Annotated in this window: 11 protein-coding genes; 4 read left to right on the top strand and 7 right to left on the bottom strand. The window is 60.0% G+C overall.

Annotated features, from left to right (window positions below):
* Positions 1-68: 68 nt before the first annotated feature.
* From FCH38_RS15745 to tesB, 4 genes are all read right to left on the bottom strand, one after another.
* The gene (locus FCH38_RS15745) at positions 69-2,744 is read right to left on the bottom strand and encodes a DNA translocase FtsK (RefSeq protein WP_174374316.1); all 2,676 of its coding nucleotides are present in this window, start codon (positions 2,742-2,744) and stop codon (positions 69-71) included.
* A 217-nt stretch (positions 2,745-2,961) separates the two neighbouring features.
* Positions 2,962-4,311, bottom strand: a complete 1,350-nt coding sequence (locus tag FCH38_RS15740; protein WP_149900417.1) for an ammonium transporter — start codon at positions 4,309-4,311, stop codon at positions 2,962-2,964.
* A gap of 29 nt (positions 4,312-4,340) precedes the next feature.
* On the bottom strand, positions 4,341-4,691 hold the full coding sequence (locus FCH38_RS15735; protein ID WP_019565993.1) for a P-II family nitrogen regulator: 351 nt from the start codon (positions 4,689-4,691) through the stop codon (positions 4,341-4,343).
* A gap of 213 nt (positions 4,692-4,904) precedes the next feature.
* Entirely contained in the window at positions 4,905-5,789 is an 885-nt protein-coding gene (gene tesB / locus FCH38_RS15730; RefSeq protein WP_046799637.1) for an acyl-CoA thioesterase II, read from the bottom strand.
* Positions 5,790-5,845: 56 nt separating this feature from the next.
* Here tesB and FCH38_RS15725 point away from each other — a divergent pair, with 56 nt between their 5' ends.
* The 4 genes from FCH38_RS15725 to fdxA all read left to right on the top strand — a co-directional run bounded on the left by FCH38_RS15725 (position 5,846) and on the right by fdxA (position 11,584).
* Complete coding sequence (locus tag FCH38_RS15725; RefSeq protein ID WP_174374385.1) at positions 5,846-7,090, top strand: ubiquinone biosynthesis hydroxylase; 1,245 nt, start codon at positions 5,846-5,848, stop codon at positions 7,088-7,090.
* Between the two features lie 460 nt (positions 7,091-7,550).
* Positions 7,551-10,667, top strand: a complete 3,117-nt coding sequence (locus FCH38_RS15720; protein ID WP_174374315.1) for a helicase-related protein — start codon at positions 7,551-7,553, stop codon at positions 10,665-10,667.
* Between the two features lie 4 nt (positions 10,668-10,671).
* Positions 10,672-11,088: an RNA-binding S4 domain-containing protein gene (locus FCH38_RS15715; protein WP_149900420.1), complete on the top strand. Its 417-nt coding sequence runs from the start codon at positions 10,672-10,674 to the stop codon at positions 11,086-11,088.
* Between the two features lie 157 nt (positions 11,089-11,245).
* Complete coding sequence (gene fdxA / locus FCH38_RS15710) at positions 11,246-11,584, top strand: ferredoxin FdxA (protein ID WP_149900421.1); 339 nt, start codon at positions 11,246-11,248, stop codon at positions 11,582-11,584.
* Positions 11,585-11,670: 86 nt separating this feature from the next.
* Here the strand turns inward: fdxA and holA are convergent, their stop codons facing one another.
* The 3 genes from holA to leuS are packed head-to-tail and all read right to left on the bottom strand — an operon-like array spanning position 11,671 to position 15,888.
* Positions 11,671-12,708: a DNA polymerase III subunit delta gene (gene holA, locus FCH38_RS15705; RefSeq protein WP_149900422.1), complete on the bottom strand. Its 1,038-nt coding sequence runs from the start codon at positions 12,706-12,708 to the stop codon at positions 11,671-11,673.
* Between the two features lie 11 nt (positions 12,709-12,719).
* Complete coding sequence (gene lptE / locus FCH38_RS15700) at positions 12,720-13,265, bottom strand: LPS assembly lipoprotein LptE (RefSeq protein ID WP_052818700.1); 546 nt, start codon at positions 13,263-13,265, stop codon at positions 12,720-12,722.
* Positions 13,258-15,888 carry a leucine--tRNA ligase gene (gene leuS / locus FCH38_RS15695; protein ID WP_174374314.1) on the bottom strand — a complete coding sequence of 877 codons (2,631 nt, stop codon included), beginning with the start codon at positions 15,886-15,888 and terminating at the stop codon, positions 13,258-13,260. Before leuS ends, lptE begins: the two co-directional genes overlap by 8 nt.
* Positions 15,889-15,926 lie beyond the last annotated feature (38 nt).

Here is a 15,926-nt window from a genome sequence, read left to right as displayed (position 1 = left end):
CGCGTCGGGCCTTTGCTTTGTGCATGTCGTTACCCCGAAACCGCTAAGCACTTTCGGGCGACATGTCATTACCGCTCGATGATGTCTGCTTCCGTTGGTACGAGGATTTCGCGTTTTCCAGCATGGTTGGCGGGGCCGATAATGCCCTCCTGCTCCATGCGCTCGATCAGCGAAGCGGCGCGGTTATAACCGATGCCAAGACGGCGCTGCACATAGGAGGTAGAGGCTTTTCCGTCCCTCAGCACGACGGCCACGGCCTGATCATAGGGGTCTTCGGAATCGGAGAAGTTTCCAGCGCCAGCAGGGCCGCCGCCATTGCCTTCCTCGTCGTCTTCCTCGGTGATCGCCTCAAGATATTCCGGCGAGCCTTGTGTCTTCAGATAGGCGACGATTTCCTCCACCTCGTTGTCGGAGACGAAGGGGCCGTGTACGCGCTGGATGCGTCCGCCGCCCGCCATATAGAGCATGTCGCCCATGCCGAGCAGCTGTTCGGCGCCCTGCTCTCCAAGAATGGTGCGGCTGTCGATCTTCGACGTCACCTGGAAGGAGATGCGGGTCGGGAAGTTCGCCTTGATCGTGCCGGTGATGACATCGACGGACGGACGCTGGGTGGCCATGATGACGTGGATGCCGGCGGCACGCGCCATCTGCGCCAGACGCTGCACCGCGCCTTCGATGTCCTTGCCGGCGACCATCATCAGGTCAGCCATTTCGTCGATGATGACGACGATATAGGGCAGGGGCTTCAGATCGAACTCTTCCGTCTCGTACATCGCCTCGCCGGTCTGGCGGTCGAAGCCGGTCTGCACGGTGCGGGTGAGGATTTCGCCCTTGTCGAGCGCCTGCTGCACGCGGCTGTTGAAGCCGTCGATATTGCGCACGCCGATCTTCGACATCTTCTTGTAGCGTTCTTCCATCTCGCGCACCGTCCATTTCAGGGCCACGACGGCCTTTTTCGGATCGGTGACAACGGGGGAAAGCAAATGCGGAATGCCGTCATAGATCGACAGTTCGAGCATTTTCGGGTCGATCATGATCAGGCGGCACTGTTCCGGCGACAGGCGGTAAAGCAGTGACAGGATCATGGTGTTGATGGCGACGGACTTGCCTGAACCGGTGGTGCCGGCGACCAGCAGATGCGGCATCTTGGCGAGATCGGCGATGACGGGCTCGCCGCCGATCGTCTTGCCGAGCGCCATGGCGAGCTTGGCCTTGCTGTTTTCGAAATCGCGGCTGCCGACCAACTCACGCAGAAACACCGTTTCGCGCGTCTGGTTGGGAAGCTCGATGCCGATGGCGTTGCGGCCTGGAACAACGGCGACACGCGCGGCAATCGCGCTCATGGAGCGGGCGATGTCATCGGCAAGACCGATGACGCGCGAGGATTTGATGCCCGGTGCGGGTTCCAGTTCATAGAGCGTGACGACCGGACCGGGGCGGACATGAATGATCTCGCCCTTGACGCCGAAATCTTCGAGAACGCCTTCCAGAAGGCGGGCATTCTGCTCCAGCACTTCCGCGCTGAGCGTATTATCGCGCACGACATTCTTGGGTTCGGCCAGAAGATGGACGGTTGGCAGCTGGAAACCGTCGGCGGCGATAAAGGAGGCCTGCGCCTCCCTTGCCACGCGTTCGCTGGGTTTGGGGCGTGCGGAGGCGGCGGCTATTCTGGGCTGCCCGCGTCCCGGCGCCTGTCTGGGAGTGAATTTCTGATCGGCTTCGTCGGCATTGTCGTCGTCCGAGAGGATGCCGCTCGGCAGACGGCGTCCGTCCGCATCGAAAGACGGCTCGTCATCCATGTCGCCGTCATGATCGAGAGCGATGGAAGGAGGCGACATCTGCCGACGCGATGCGGCGCGTTCCTCGAAAGATGGTTCGGCGCGCTGGTCGAGGCGGTTGATTGCGGTCTTCAGGCGGGAGGGTTCGTTCAGGGTGCCGAATTCATATTCGTTGAAATCGTAGGGGTGTTCGAATTCATCGTGCAGGGACTTCGACTTCAGGCCGAACAGGCGGCGCAAGCGCGCCTGGGTGGTATACCAGTAATGTGTGAGCGCGCCGAAGGCGAGAATGTTGGCGAAGAAGCCCTCACCGTCGTCTTCGTCATCCTCTTCGACCTCACGCGCGGCGCGAGCCTTGTTCGCAACCGGCGCCGGTTCTTCCCGCTCGAGTTCATCGTCCGAGCCGCCGACAACGCCTGCGGCAAACAGCATCAGCCAGGCGGCGGGTGCTGCAAATATGGCACCCAGCACGGTGGCAACGGTGCCGGTCGGGTAAGCGCCAATGAAAAGGGCGGGAAAGCGGAGAATCATGTCACCGATGACACCGCCGATGCCGTTCGGCAGCGGCCAGGTGACGGGGGCGGGAAAACAGCCGAGCGAGGCGGCGCAGACGATGGTACCTGCGACCCAGGCGACGAGGCGGACGGGTATCCGGCTGAATTTGCGGCCGGCGATCAGGGTGATTGCCCAGGCGATGACCGGGAGAAGGGAAATGATTGCGGAAAGCCCGAGGAACTGCATGACGATATCGGCGAAGATGGCGCCGCTGTAACCCAAGAGATTGGTGGGCTGGTTCCCCGTGGCATAGGACAGGCTTGGATCCGCCACATTCCATGTGGCGAGAGCGGCAATGCCCAGCGCGATCGTCGCGAGCAGAGCGAAACCGGCCAGAGCCATGATCTGACGCACGAAAAACGCCGTCAGCACGAAGCGCGTGTGACGACCATCGAATGTCGGAGAATGCATTCTGCCCATGTCCCTGAACCCGTCATTTTTGTGGTTTCGGCAAGATCCGGCCGTTGACCTGATCCCGGATTGACAGGGAAAACTAACCGCTTGCTGGTTAATGTCGTGTTAACCATGCAGTTTTTTGCTGTTTTCAGCAGATTTGCGGCAAAGAAAAAGGCCCGTCGAAACGGGCCTTTCTTTTGGGAAAGGGGATGGAGAACCCCTTGTCCCTAGATTACGAGTGGTAAGCGGCTTCGCCGTGGGTTGCGAGGTCGAGACCTTCACGTTCCGCTTCCACCGGAACCCGCAGACCGACGATCACGTCAACGATCTTGTAGAGGATCACCGAGACGACCGCACACCAGACGATGGTGATGGCGACGGCGACGAACTGCGTCCAGAGCTGCGAGGTAATCGAGAAATCAGCCTTGCCGGTGCCGCCGAGCAGCGGCGACGTGAAGATGCCGGTGCCGAGAGCGCCGATGATGCCACCGATACCGTGAACGCCGAAGACGTCGGCCGTGTCGTCATAACCGAACTTGTTCTTCACCACGGAGACGAAGAAGTAGCAGATCGGCGAGACGATGAGGCCGAGAACGATCGCACCCATCGGGCCAACGGAGCCGGCGGCAGGCGTGACGGCAACGAGGCCGGCAATCATGCCCGAGGCAGCGCCCAGCATGGAGGCCTTGCCGCGGGTGAAGCTTTCAACCAGCGACCAGGAAACGATGGCGGCGGCCGTTGCGAGGAAGGTGTTCATGGTTGCAAGAACCGCACCACCGGATGCTTCGAGGTTTGAGCCGGCGTTGAAGCCGAACCAGCCGAACCACAGCATGGCTGCGCCAACCAGCGTCAGCGTCATGGAGTGGGGTGCCATCATGTCCTTGCCGAAGCCGGTACGCTTCCCGACCATGATCGCGCCGATCAGGCCTGCCACACCGGCATTGATGTGAACGACCGTACCGCCGGCGAAGTCGAGAGCGCCCATGCCGAAGATCAGGCCGTTCGCATCCCAGACCATGTGTGCAATCGGGAAGTAGACGAAAGTGGCCCACAGGATGGTGAAGAGGATGACGGCAGAGAACTTCACGCGTTCGGCGAAAGCACCGACGATCAGGGCCGGCGTGATGGCCGCAAAGGTCATCTGGAAGGCGATGAAGGTGTATTCGTAGATCACCACGCCTTCGGAGAAGGTTGCCGACGTGCTGTCAAGCGAAACGCCCGACAGGAACAGCTTGCCGAAGCCGCCGAAATAGGGACCGGTGCCGCCGCCGAAGGCGAAGGAGTATCCGTAGATCACCCAGACGAGCATCATGACCGCGCCGACGACCGTGCACTGCATGAGAACGGAGAGCATGTTCTTGGTGCGGACGAGGCCGCCGTAAAACAGCGCCAGACCGGGAATGATCATGAACAGCACGAGGATTGTCGCGACATACATGAAAGCGGTGTCGGCTTTATCCGGAACGGGCGCTGCTGCTGCCACTGCCGGCGCGGCATCCTGGGCAAAGGCGATGGCCGGGGCCATCAGGGCTGCCGCACCGGCGCCCAGCTTGCCGAGTGTTGAAAACTTGTTGAATTGCATAGCGAGAAAACTCCCCTGTCAGCCGTGCTTCAAAGCGCTTCTGTGTTGGTTTCGCCGGTACGAATGCGCACGGCCTGTTCGATAGAGTAGACAAAGATCTTGCCGTCACCGATCTGCCCGGTCTTTGCCGCGGATGCGATCGCCTCGACAGCCTTGTCGACAACGTCGGATGCGACCGCGATCTCGATCTTCAGCTTGGGAAGGAAGCTCACCGCATATTCCGTGCCGCGATAAATTTCGGTATGCCCCTTCTGGCGTCCGTAACCCTTCACTTCGGTCACGGTCAGGCCCTGGATGCCGACGCCGGTGAGCGCTTCGCGCACCTCATCCAGCTTGAACGGCTTGATAATGGCCATCACAATTTTCATCTGGTTTCCCATCCTTTGTTTGTCCTCGGCACGGAGCCGACTCTCCTTGCCGCTGGCAGATCAGTAACAGCGACTGCGGACATACATTCAAAGGGCGTGCCAGTTTTGGATGGCGTGTCTAACTTATTGAAATATAAAATTTATATGACGGACGTCTGAAAAACGGGCAGGAAGTCGCGTAATTTTCGTCTATTAAATGTGCGGTTTTTGAAAAAAGCGCATTATTTAATCAATTGCCCTTTTGCGGATCAGACCTTCCTGCGCCACGGAGGCGACCAGTTCACCCTGTCTGGTGAAAATATTGCCACGGGTCAGGCCGCGGGCGCCTGAGGCGCTTGGGCTGTCCTGCGTGTAGAGCAGCCAGTCGTCCAGTCGGCAGGGGCGGTGGAACCACATGGCATGATCGAGGCTTGCCACCTGAATGGAAGGATCGAAAATCGTCGTGCCGTGGGCATAGAGCGAGGTGTCGAGCAGGGTCATATCGGAGAGATAGGCGAGAATGGCCGATTGCAGGCGCGGGTTATCAGGCACATCGCCAACGGCGCGCACCCAGATGTCCTGCTGCGGTTCCAGCTTTTCCTTCGAGATATAATGGGTCAGTGAAACCGGACGTATCTCGATCGGTCGCTTGTTGCTCCAGTAGTTCCGGATCGAAGCCGGCGCCTTGGCCAGAAAGGCTGCCTGCATCTGTTCTTCACTCATCAGTTTTTCGGGCGGCGTCACATCAGGCATTTTTATCTGATGATTAAAACCGTCCTCGAAGATCTGAAACGACGCCGACATGGAGAAAATCGCCTTGCCATGCTGGATGGCGACCACGCGGCGGGTACAGAAGCTCGCGCCGTCGCGAATGCGCTCCACCTGGTAGACGATAGGCACCAGCGGATCGCCGGGGCGCATGAAATAGGAATGCAGCGAATGCACTTGGCGGTTATCATCCACCGTTCTTTGCGCCGCAATCAGGGCCTGCGCGATGACCTGGCCGCCGAAAACCCGCTGCCAGCCGATTTGCGGGCTTTCGCCCCGGAACAGGTTCTCTTCCAGCTTCTCGAGGTCGAGTGTGGCGATGAGGTTGGCCATCGGGTCGGACGTTTGCGAGGGATGCGACATTTTTTCGACCTGCTCCGGCTGTAGGAAGATGTCATATGGTCTATAGTGCGCCGATGATGGGTGCACAAGATTTGAGGAGAAGCGCGATGCTGGACGTGGTGGTGGCAGGCGGCGGATATGTCGGCCTTTCGGTTGCTGTCGCAATCAAGCAGGCGGCCCCACACCTCAATGTGCAGGTGGTCGAGGCTGTTCCGGAGGATGTCTGGAAGAAGGATGTCCGCGCCTCCGCGATTATCGCGGCGGCCACACGCATGCTCGATGTTTTCGGCATATGGAACGAGATCGAACCTGAGGCCCAGCCGATCAACAGGATGATCGTCACCGATTCGAAGACCGCCGATCCTGTTCGTCCGGTGTTTCTGACCTTCGATGGAGCAGTGGAAGAGGGTAGGCCGTTTGCCCATATGGTTCCGAACGTCGCGATGGTCGGGGCGCTCAGGGGGCTTTGCGAGCGTCTTGGCATCGAAATTCGCCACGGCCTCAGTGTTTCCGGCTTTACCGCAGGTGCGCAATCGACGGCGATCAGCCTTTCCGACGGCTCATCGCTAGACGCGCGATTGTTGATTGCCTGCGACGGGGTTCGCTCAGCGCTGAGAGATATGGCCGGTATCAAGACTGTGCAATGGGACTATGATCAGGCCGGTATTGTCACTACCGTCGAACATGAGCGGTCGCATGAGGGCTGCGCGGAGGAACATTTCCTGCCGTCCGGTCCCTTCGCCATCCTGCCGCTGAAGGGAAATCGTTCCTCGCTCGTCTGGACAGAACGCAAGGCGGATGCCGACAGGCTGGTGGCCGCCGATGATCTGGTGTTCGAGGAGGAGCTGGAGCGCCGGTTTGGCCACAAGCTCGGCCATGTCCGTCCCGTCGGTCCCCGCCGCGCCTTTCCGCTTGGCCTGACACTGGCACGCTCCTTCGTTGCGCCGCGTGTGGCACTTGCCGGCGATGCTGCGCACGGAATTCATCCGATCTCCGGCCAGGGCCTCAACCTCGGCTTCAAGGACGTTGCGGCGCTGGCCGAAACCGTGGTCGAGGCCGACCGGCTTGGCCTCGATATCGGCTCTCTCAATGTTCTCGAGCGTTACCAGTCCTGGCGGCGTTTCGACACCTTGCGGATGGGCGTGACGACGGATGTGCTGAACCGGCTTTTCTCCAATGATGTCGGTCCCATCCGCATCATGCGCGATTTCGGTCTGGGTGTGGTCGATCGTTTGCCGGGTCTGAAATCCTATTTCATCGGCCAGGCCGCCGGTACGACGGATGCGAATGCGCCACGCCTGCTCACTGGCGAGGCGCTCTGATCCGGCCTTTTCCGCGTGTTCCGGACCGGCTTTCCTATGATTGTCGCTTGACAGCCGATTCCGGTATTTTCTGCCGGAAGGCTTCGCCATAAAGCTGAATCCGGCCAAGGACTTATCCGGATTCATAATCTGGTATGAGCTGTGTCTTCGCCAACCAGATGTTGCGGAGAACAAAAGCTGAATCCCGCTGAGTCAGCGATTCGTATTCGATTCGTTCGCAAACTGTTCCAAACCTCAATCGACTCTGTTTTTTGCCGGATTCTTTTTGTTCCTTTAACTGGCTGAATCTGAATGGAAAATTACGTGAAGAGAGCGCCACGCGCCACTTTGCGGGCAGGGCCTATTGCCTTTGCCGACGGGCATTGCCATGTGTGGTGCGTGCGGCCCGCCTTAGCGACGGCGGGCGGCGCGGCCAAGCAGATGAAGTCGATTCGCGGATAGTACGTTGAATTTTCGCCCCATGATCCTGAGCGGCCGCGGTGTCACGGCCGTTCTCGGCCCCACCAATACCGGCAAGACCCATTACGCGATCGAGCGGATGGTTGCCCATGGCAGCGGTGTCATCGGCCTGCCGCTGCGTCTTCTGGCGCGGGAGGTTTATACTCGTCTCGTGGAAAAGGTGGGGGCGCCGAATGTGGCGCTGATCACCGGCGAAGAAAAAATATCTCCGCCCAAAGCCAAATATTCCGTCTGCACGGTGGAAGCCATGCCGCGCGAGACGACGGCCGCTTTCGTCGCGATCGACGAGGTGCAGTTGGCCGGCGATCTGGAGCGCGGCCATATCTTCACCGACCGCGTGCTGCATTTACGCGGGCGGGAGGAAACGCTGCTTCTGGGTGCCGGCACGATGCGCCCGATCCTGCAAAAGCTGTTGCCGGGCATTACGGTGGTGGAGCGGCCGCGCCTGTCGCAGCTTTTTTATGCGGGCCAGAAGAAAATCACCCGCCTGCCGCAACGCACGGCGATCGTCGCGTTTTCGGCAGAAGAGGTCTATGCCATCGCGGAACTCGTTCGCCGCCAGCGCGGTGGCGCGGCCGTGGTGATGGGCGCGCTCTCGCCGCGCACGCGCAATGCCCAGGTTGGGCTCTACCAGTCTGGCGATGTCGAATATCTCGTGGCGACGGACGCTATCGGCATGGGCCTCAACCTCGATGTCGATCATGTCGCGTTTGCGCAGGACCGCAAGTTCGACGGTTACCAGTTCCGCAATCTCAATCCAGGTGAGATCGGCCAGATCGCCGGCCGCGCCGGCCGCCATCTTCGCGATGGCACCTTTGGGGTAACCGGCCGTGTCGATCCGTTCGATGATGAGTTGGTGGAACGCATCGAAACCCATCAGTTCGATGCGGTGAAGGTGCTGCAGTGGCGGACGAAAAATTTCGATTTTTCCTCCATTGCCAATCTGCGTCTCAGTCTGGATGCCGCGCCTGCGATCCAGGGTCTTTCCCGCGCCTTGCCGGCAATCGACCAGCAGGCGCTCGAATATTTGTCACGTTATCCTGAGATCAACGACGTGACGACGACCGATGCGCGGGTGGAAAAACTCTGGGAGGCTTGTGCACTTCCGGACTATCGCCGCATCGCACCCGCCCAGCATGCGGATCTGATCTCGACGCTCTATTTCGATCTGGTAAAACGTGGCACGGTGAACGAAGATTTCTTAAGCGAACAGGTGCGCCGCGCCGATCGTACCGATGGAGAAATCGATACCTTGTCTGCAAGGATTGCGCAGATCAGAACATGGACTTATGTATCGAACCGCCCAGGATGGCTTGCCGATCCGACACACTGGCAAGAAAAGACGCGGGAAATCGAAGATCGATTGTCCGATGCTCTACATGAAAGGTTGACGAAACGCTTTGTTGATCGCAGGACATCTGTGCTCATGAGGCGCCTGAGAGAGAATGCGATGCTTGAAGCTGAAATCAGTGTAAATGGTGATGTCTTCGTAGAAGGACATCACGTCGGCCAATTGGCCGGGTTCCGGTTCACGCCGGTGCCGGGAATGGAAGGGCCGGATCAGAAGGCCGTTCAAGGTGCGGCCCAGAAGGCGCTCGCTCTCGAATACGAGGCGCGCGCAGCGCGTCTGCATGCCAGTGGAAACGGCGATCTCGCTTTGAGCTCCGATGGTTTGGTTCGCTGGTTGGGCGAACCGGTGGCCCGCCTTTCGGCAGGTGATAACATTATGAAGCCGCGGGTGATCCTCGTCGCCGACGAGCAGTTGAGCGGCAATGCCCGTGATCATGCGCTGGCGCGTGTCGAACGTTTCGTCAATCACCAGATTGCGACCGTGCTGAAGCCGCTGGACGATATTTCGCGTGCCGAAGACCTTCAGGGTCTGGCGAAGGGGCTGGCGTTCCAGCTGGTGGAAAATCTTGGCGTTCTGTTCCGCCGCGACGTCACCGAAGATGTGAAGTCGCTGGATCAGGATGCGCGTGCCTCCATGCGCCGTTACGGTGTGCGTTTCGGCGCCTATCATGTTTTCCTGCCTGCGCTTCTCAAGCCCGCTCCGGCGGAGCTTGTCACGCTGCTCTGGGCGCTGAAGAATGACGGCCTCGGCAAGCCGGGTTATGGCGATCTCATTCCGGTTCTGGCCGCCGGCCGTACCTCGGTGGTGACGGACCCCGCATTCGAGCGGATGTTCTACAAGCTTGCCGGTTTCCGCTTCCTCGGAAAGCGCGCCGTGCGTATCGACATTCTCGAGCGCCTGGCCGATCTCATCCGTCCGCTGTTGCAGTGGAAGCCCGGCCAGCAGCCGCGTCCGGAAGGTGCCTATGACGGCCGCCGTTTCACGACGACGACTGCGATGCTTTCCATTCTCGGCGCGACGCTCGACGATATGGAAGAGATTCTCAAGGGTCTTGGTTACCGCGCCGATCAGGTGACAGCGGAGGAGGCGCAGGTCTTCCTCGCCAGCCAGACCGGTGCTGCCGCTCCGGCCGCCGCTGAGACGGTGGCGGAAGAGGAAAGCGCCGAGACCGAGCAGGATGAGCCGGCCGCCGAAGAGCAGGCGTCAGAGACGGCGGCTGTCGCGGAGAGCGAAGCTGTTGATGAGACGTCGGTTGTGGAAGCCGTCAGCGAAACCGCTGCGGAGACGCCTGTCGCGGAAGCCGTTGCCGAAGAGGCTGGTGCAAGCGAGGCCGTGTCCGCAGAAAGCACGGAGGCTGCAGAGCCGAAGCCTGTTCTTTTGTGGCGTCCGGGTGGCCGCAACGAAAATCAGCGCAGCGAAAACCGTCGTCCCGGCAATCGCGGTCAAAACCGTGAACAGGCTCCCCGTGAGCAGGGCGAACGTCGCGGCGAAGGCCGTCGTGACAACCGTGACGGCGCAAATCGCGAAGCTGCCAATCGTGGTGGCGAGGGCGAGCGCAAGCGTGATGGCGGACGTCCTGACCGTGGCAATCGCAACGATCGTCAAGACCGTGGTGAGCGCAAGGACAGGCCGGACCGTAATGACCGTGGCGGAAAGCCGCAGGGTCAGCAGCGTTTCGAAGCCAAGCCGCCACGCAAGGAGAAGCCGATCGATCCGGATTCGCCTTTCGCAAAGCTCGCTGCTCTCAAGGAGCAGTTGAAGAAATAAGCCCATGGGGAGCAACGAACAGCCACTGGAGAGCACGCGTCAGCGTCTGGACAAGTGGCTGTTCTTTGCCCGCATGGCCAAATCCCGCTCGCTTGCTCAAAGCTATATTCAGTCGGGCAAGGTCAAGGTCAACGGTGTCACTATCCGCCAGCCCAGCCATCTGGTGAAGGCCGCTGACCGGCTAGATATCGGTTTCGAGCGGATGGACAAGGTGCTTGTCATCAAATCCGGAGGGGAGCGACGCGGACCCTACGAGGAAGCCAGACTTCTCTACGACGATCTGACGCCGCCACGGGAGCCTTCCGACAGGTTGAGCCCGCTGGAGCAGGCGATGCGCGAGCCGGGCAGCGGCCGTCCGACAAAAAAAGAGCGTCGGGCGCTCGACAGGTTTTTGTCGGATAGTGACGGAAGCAAAGATTAGAATAAACCTCCAGGTCGGCCCCGTTTTCAGAATTGTTTATCCTTGCTATCTGAAGTCAAAGGCATTACCTCCTTTGCGAAATTGCCCTGTCTGAATTCCGGGCGTCGGCTTGTGTTCCGAAGCTCAAAGACCCGGTCTGCATATTCTGGAGTTCATCATGACATATGTCGTGACCGACAACTGCATTCGCTGCAAATATACCGATTGCGTTGAAGTCTGCCCCGTTGACTGCTTCTACGAGGGTGAAAATTTTCTCGCGATCAACCCCGACGAATGTATCGATTGCGGTGTGTGCGAACCGGAATGTCCCGCCGAGGCGATCAAGCCCGATACGGAGCCGGGTCTCGACAAGTGGCTGAAGCTCAATACGGAATATGCGGCGATCTGGCCGAATATCACCATCAAGCGTGATCCCATGCCCGAGGCCAAGGAAATGGATGGCGTTGAGGGCAAGCTGGAGCTTTATTTTTCCGCCGAGCCCGGTCAGGGCGACTGATTTTTCGACGATGCGCGTCTTTTGCGCCGTCATTTTTAAAGCCCTCGCAGCACAGGCGCGAGGGCTTTTTGCTGAATTTCAGCAGGTCATCCGCCGCGGCCGGATTGCAGGGTGGTCGATAGCAACGTCAAAAGAGCCACGCTGTCTTCCAGGCTTTGCCGCTGGCGACTTTGCAATATGGCTGCTTGCAGGCGGTTCATCTCGCGGGCGATCGCAGCCGGCTGCCACGTCCGCAGCGCCCTTTCGATGATCGGCTTTCGGCGAAAATGGATATGGCGTCCGAGTGTCTGCATGACCTGACCGGCCTGCTGCTTTTTCTCGTCCATCTCGGCGCGCATCTGGTCGAGCAGCTGGAATTGCTTGAGGCATCCCTGAAGCACGAGGAAGATCGGCGTCTTCGACGAGACGATCTTCTGGGTGGCGTGGAAAAAGGCGTTTCTGTCGCCTTTCAGGATGGCGTCAACGGCATCGTCAGCGGAAACCGTACTGGCATCGCCGATGATGGCCAGCACGTCTTCTTCTTCAATCACTTCCGCGCCACGGCAATAAAGTGCCAGCTTGCGGATTTCGTTGCGCGATGCGATGCGATCGCCACCCAGGGATTCGATCAGCCTTTGTCGTGCGGCGGGCGCGATGCGCAGATTGTCGTTGGAAAGCTCCTGATCGATCAATGCGTTCAAAGATCGCGCATCGTCCGCATAACAGGGGATCGCGGCGATGGAGCGCGCGGGTTCCGCGATCTTGCGCAGCCCCGTGCCCTTCTTGATGTCGCCAGCCTCTATAATCAGGAAGCTCGCCTCTGGCGGTGTCTCGGCCAGAATCTGGAGCGCGTCCACCAGTGCCTTTTCCGCCGCCGCACTTTTGATCCAGACGAGTTTTTCGCCGCCGAAAAGGCCGATGGCGTTCACCTCGTCGAGAAGGCGACCGGGATCGCCCTGCAGATCGGATGCGGTCAGCTTCAAAGATGCGAAAGCGTCATCCGGGTCGATGCCAGTCTTTTTGGCGATGAGGGTTGCCCGTTCCGACACAAGGCCGCGGTCCGGACCATAGAGCACGAAAACGCGAAAGCGCTCCGCCGGATTTTCGGCGAAGCGCTCAAATTCATGCGATTTTATCTCCGCCACGGCCTTGGCTCTCAGCGGCCGAGGGTGGCGGCGATATCAGTGCGGATGATTTCAGCCAGTTCCCGGGCCGCACGGTTTTCGGCGTCGCGGGTTGCCCTGATCTTGGCGAATTCCTGCTGCGGCAGGTCCACCTGCGCCGTCACGCTGCGGCGTGCGGAGCGCAGGATCTGGCCGTCGGAAATACGCGTCAGGACATATTGACCGCTCATCACCACGCGGCCGGGATAAGGGCCGTCATAGTTGTTGTTGGTGCGGGTCGTCAGGTCGTAATTCTCGACTTCCGTGGAGGTGGCGCTCGAGCTTACGGAAATCTTGACATTATACTGGGCCGTGGCCGGTTCACCCGCGCCGCCAGCCATCAGGAAGATCAGCTGGTTGCGGACTTCCTGCCCAACCCTGCCACCGACTTCGGAGACGCTGACAGCCGCCAGCCTCTCCTTGGTTCCGGAAGCCTCGCCATAAAGCGGGCGCACCTGGCAGCCCGCCAGAAGACCGGCCATCATCACGACGGAAATTGCTGCCGCGACGCGGCTCCATCTCGAAAAAACGTCAGACAACAATGTTCACAATCCTCTGCGGAACCACGATGACTTTCTTGGGCTCGCCACCGGCAAGAATAGATTTGACGGCATCCAGAGCAAGGGCAGCCGCACGGACCGCATCTTGATCCGCATCGCGCGCGATTGTCAATTCGCCGCGCTTCTTGCCGTTGACCTGCACGGGCATGACCACGTCGTTTTCCTCAACCAGCGAGGCGACGAAGACCGGCCACGGTGTCTGTGCAACGAGACCCTCATTACCCAGCGCCGACCAGCATTCTTCCGCCAGATGCGGCGTCATGGGGGCGATGATGCGGATGAGGATTTCGACGGCATCGCGAGCAGCTGCCCTGACGTCGTCAGACTTTCCGCCTGCTGCGACGTCCGCAAGTGGCCCGGCGAGCGCGTTGACCAGCTCATAGATGCGGGCGATCGCCTTGTTGAAGGCGAGCTTGTCCAGATCGTCCTGAACGGCCTTCAGCGTCTTGTGTGCCGCCTTGGAGGCTACCAGCCCTTCGCCCTCGGCCGCCGGCTTCGGCTTGACGCTCTTCAGCTCACTCGCGACTTCGCCGACAATGCGCCAGACGCGCTGGACGAAGCGGTTTGAGCCCTCCACACCCGCTTCGGACCAGATGACGTCACGATCAGGGGGCGAATCAGACAGAACGAAGAAACGTGCGGTATCGGCCCCATAGGATGCGATGATATCGTCAGGGTCGACCACGTTCTTCTTCGACTTCGACATCTTCTCGATGGAGCCGATCTTCACTTCTGCGCCGGAAGACAACAGGAATGCCCGGCGTGCGCCGTCGGTCTCTTCGATGCGCAGGTCGGCGGGGGCTATCCATTCGCGGCTCATGCCTTCGCCGTGGCTATAGGTCTCGTGAACCACCATACCCTGCGTGAACAGGCCCTTGAAGGGCTCCTTGACGCCGACATGGCCGGTTTCGCGCATGGCGCGGGTGAAGAAACGCGAATAGAGCAGATGCAGGATCGCGTGCTCGATGCCGCCGATATATTGATCGACCGGCAGCCAGTGATTGGCGACCTTGGGGTCGGTCGGCTGGTCTTCCCACGGTGCTGTAAAGCGGGTGTAATACCAGCTGGAATCGACGAAGGTGTCCATCGTGTCGGTTTCGCGCCGCGCGTCATGGCCGCATTGCGGGCAGGAAACGTGCCGCCATGTGGGGTGGCGATCCAGCGGGTTGCCGGGCACGTCGAAAGTCACGTCGTCGGGCAGCTTGACCGGCAGGTCCTTTTTCGAAACCGGCACCACGCCGCAGACTTCGCAGTGAATGACCGGGATAGGGCAACCCCAGTAACGCTGGCGGGAAATGCCCCAGTCGCGCAGGCGGAAATTGACCTTGCGCTCGGCCTGGGGTGCATTCCCCAGAGTCTCAGCGGACAGCTTCTGCACGACGGCTTCGAAGGCGTCAGCCGTCTTCATGCCGTTCAGGAAGCCAGAATTGATCATCACGCCATCATCGGTGAAGGCGGTGTCCTCAACGGTGAAGCTTGCGGCGTCGGGACCTTCGGGTGCGACGACGGCCACGACCGGAAGGCCGTATTTACGGGCGAAATCCAGATCGCGCTGGTCACCCGAAGGGCAGCCGAAGATTGCGCCGGTGCCGTAATCCATCAATACGAAGTTTGCGACATAGACGGGCAGTTCCCAGCTGGGGTCCAGCGGGTGCACGACCTTGACGCCGGTATCGATGCCCTTCTTTTCGGCGGTTTCCAGCGCTGCCAAAGAGGTGCCATGGCGGCGGCATTCGTCGCAGAACTCGGCAATATCAGAATTGTTCGCCGACAGTTCCCTTGCCAGCGGATGGTCAGCGGCGATCGCCAGGAAGGAGGCGCCGAACAGGGTGTCGGGGCGCGTTGTATAGACGGTGATATCGGAAAAACCTTGCGGCGCCGTGTCAGCGACGGTCTGCCAGCGCAGCGACAGGCCTTCGGAACGGCCGATCCAGTTCTTCTGCATCAGGCGCACTTTTTCCGGCCATTGATCCAGTTCGTCCAACTCGTCCAGTAGGTCCTGGCTGAAATCGGTGATGCGGAAGAACCATTGCGTCAGTTCACGCTGTTCGACCAGCGCGCCGGAGCGCCAGCCGCGACCGTCGATCACCTGCTCATTGGCCAGAACCGTGTGGTCGACCGGATCCCAGTTGACCTTGGACTGCTTGCGGTAGACCAGACCCTTTTCCATGAAATCGATAAACAGCGCCTGCTGGCGATGGTAATATTCCACATCGCAGGTGGCGAATTCGCGGGTCCAGTCCAAGGACAGGCCCATGGATTTCAGCTGGCCGCGCATGGTGGCGATGTTCTGGTAAGTCCAGTCCTTGGGGTGAACCTTGTTCTGCATTGCCGCGTTTTCGGCAGGCATGCCGAAGGCGTCCCAGCCCATCGGGTGCAGAACGTTGAAGCCGCGCGCGCGCTTGTAACGCGCAACGACGTCGCCCATGGCGTAGTTGCGGACATGGCCCATGTGGATGCGTCCCGATGGATACGGAAACATCTCCAGAACGTAATATTTCTCGCGCGGGTCGCTGTTGTCGGTGACGAAGACGTTGTCTTCGTTCCATTTCTGCTGCCAGCGCGGCTCGGCGTCGCGAGGATTGTAACGTTCGATGGCCATTGTGTAGAATTCCGGGTATCGAGGGGAAAAATTTGCGC

It is taken from the genome of Agrobacterium tumefaciens, assembly GCF_013337285.1.
In the GTDB taxonomy this organism is placed as follows: Bacteria; Pseudomonadota; Alphaproteobacteria; order Rhizobiales; family Rhizobiaceae; genus Agrobacterium; species Agrobacterium burrii.
This window is presented reverse-complemented; position numbering and strand designations above follow the sequence as displayed.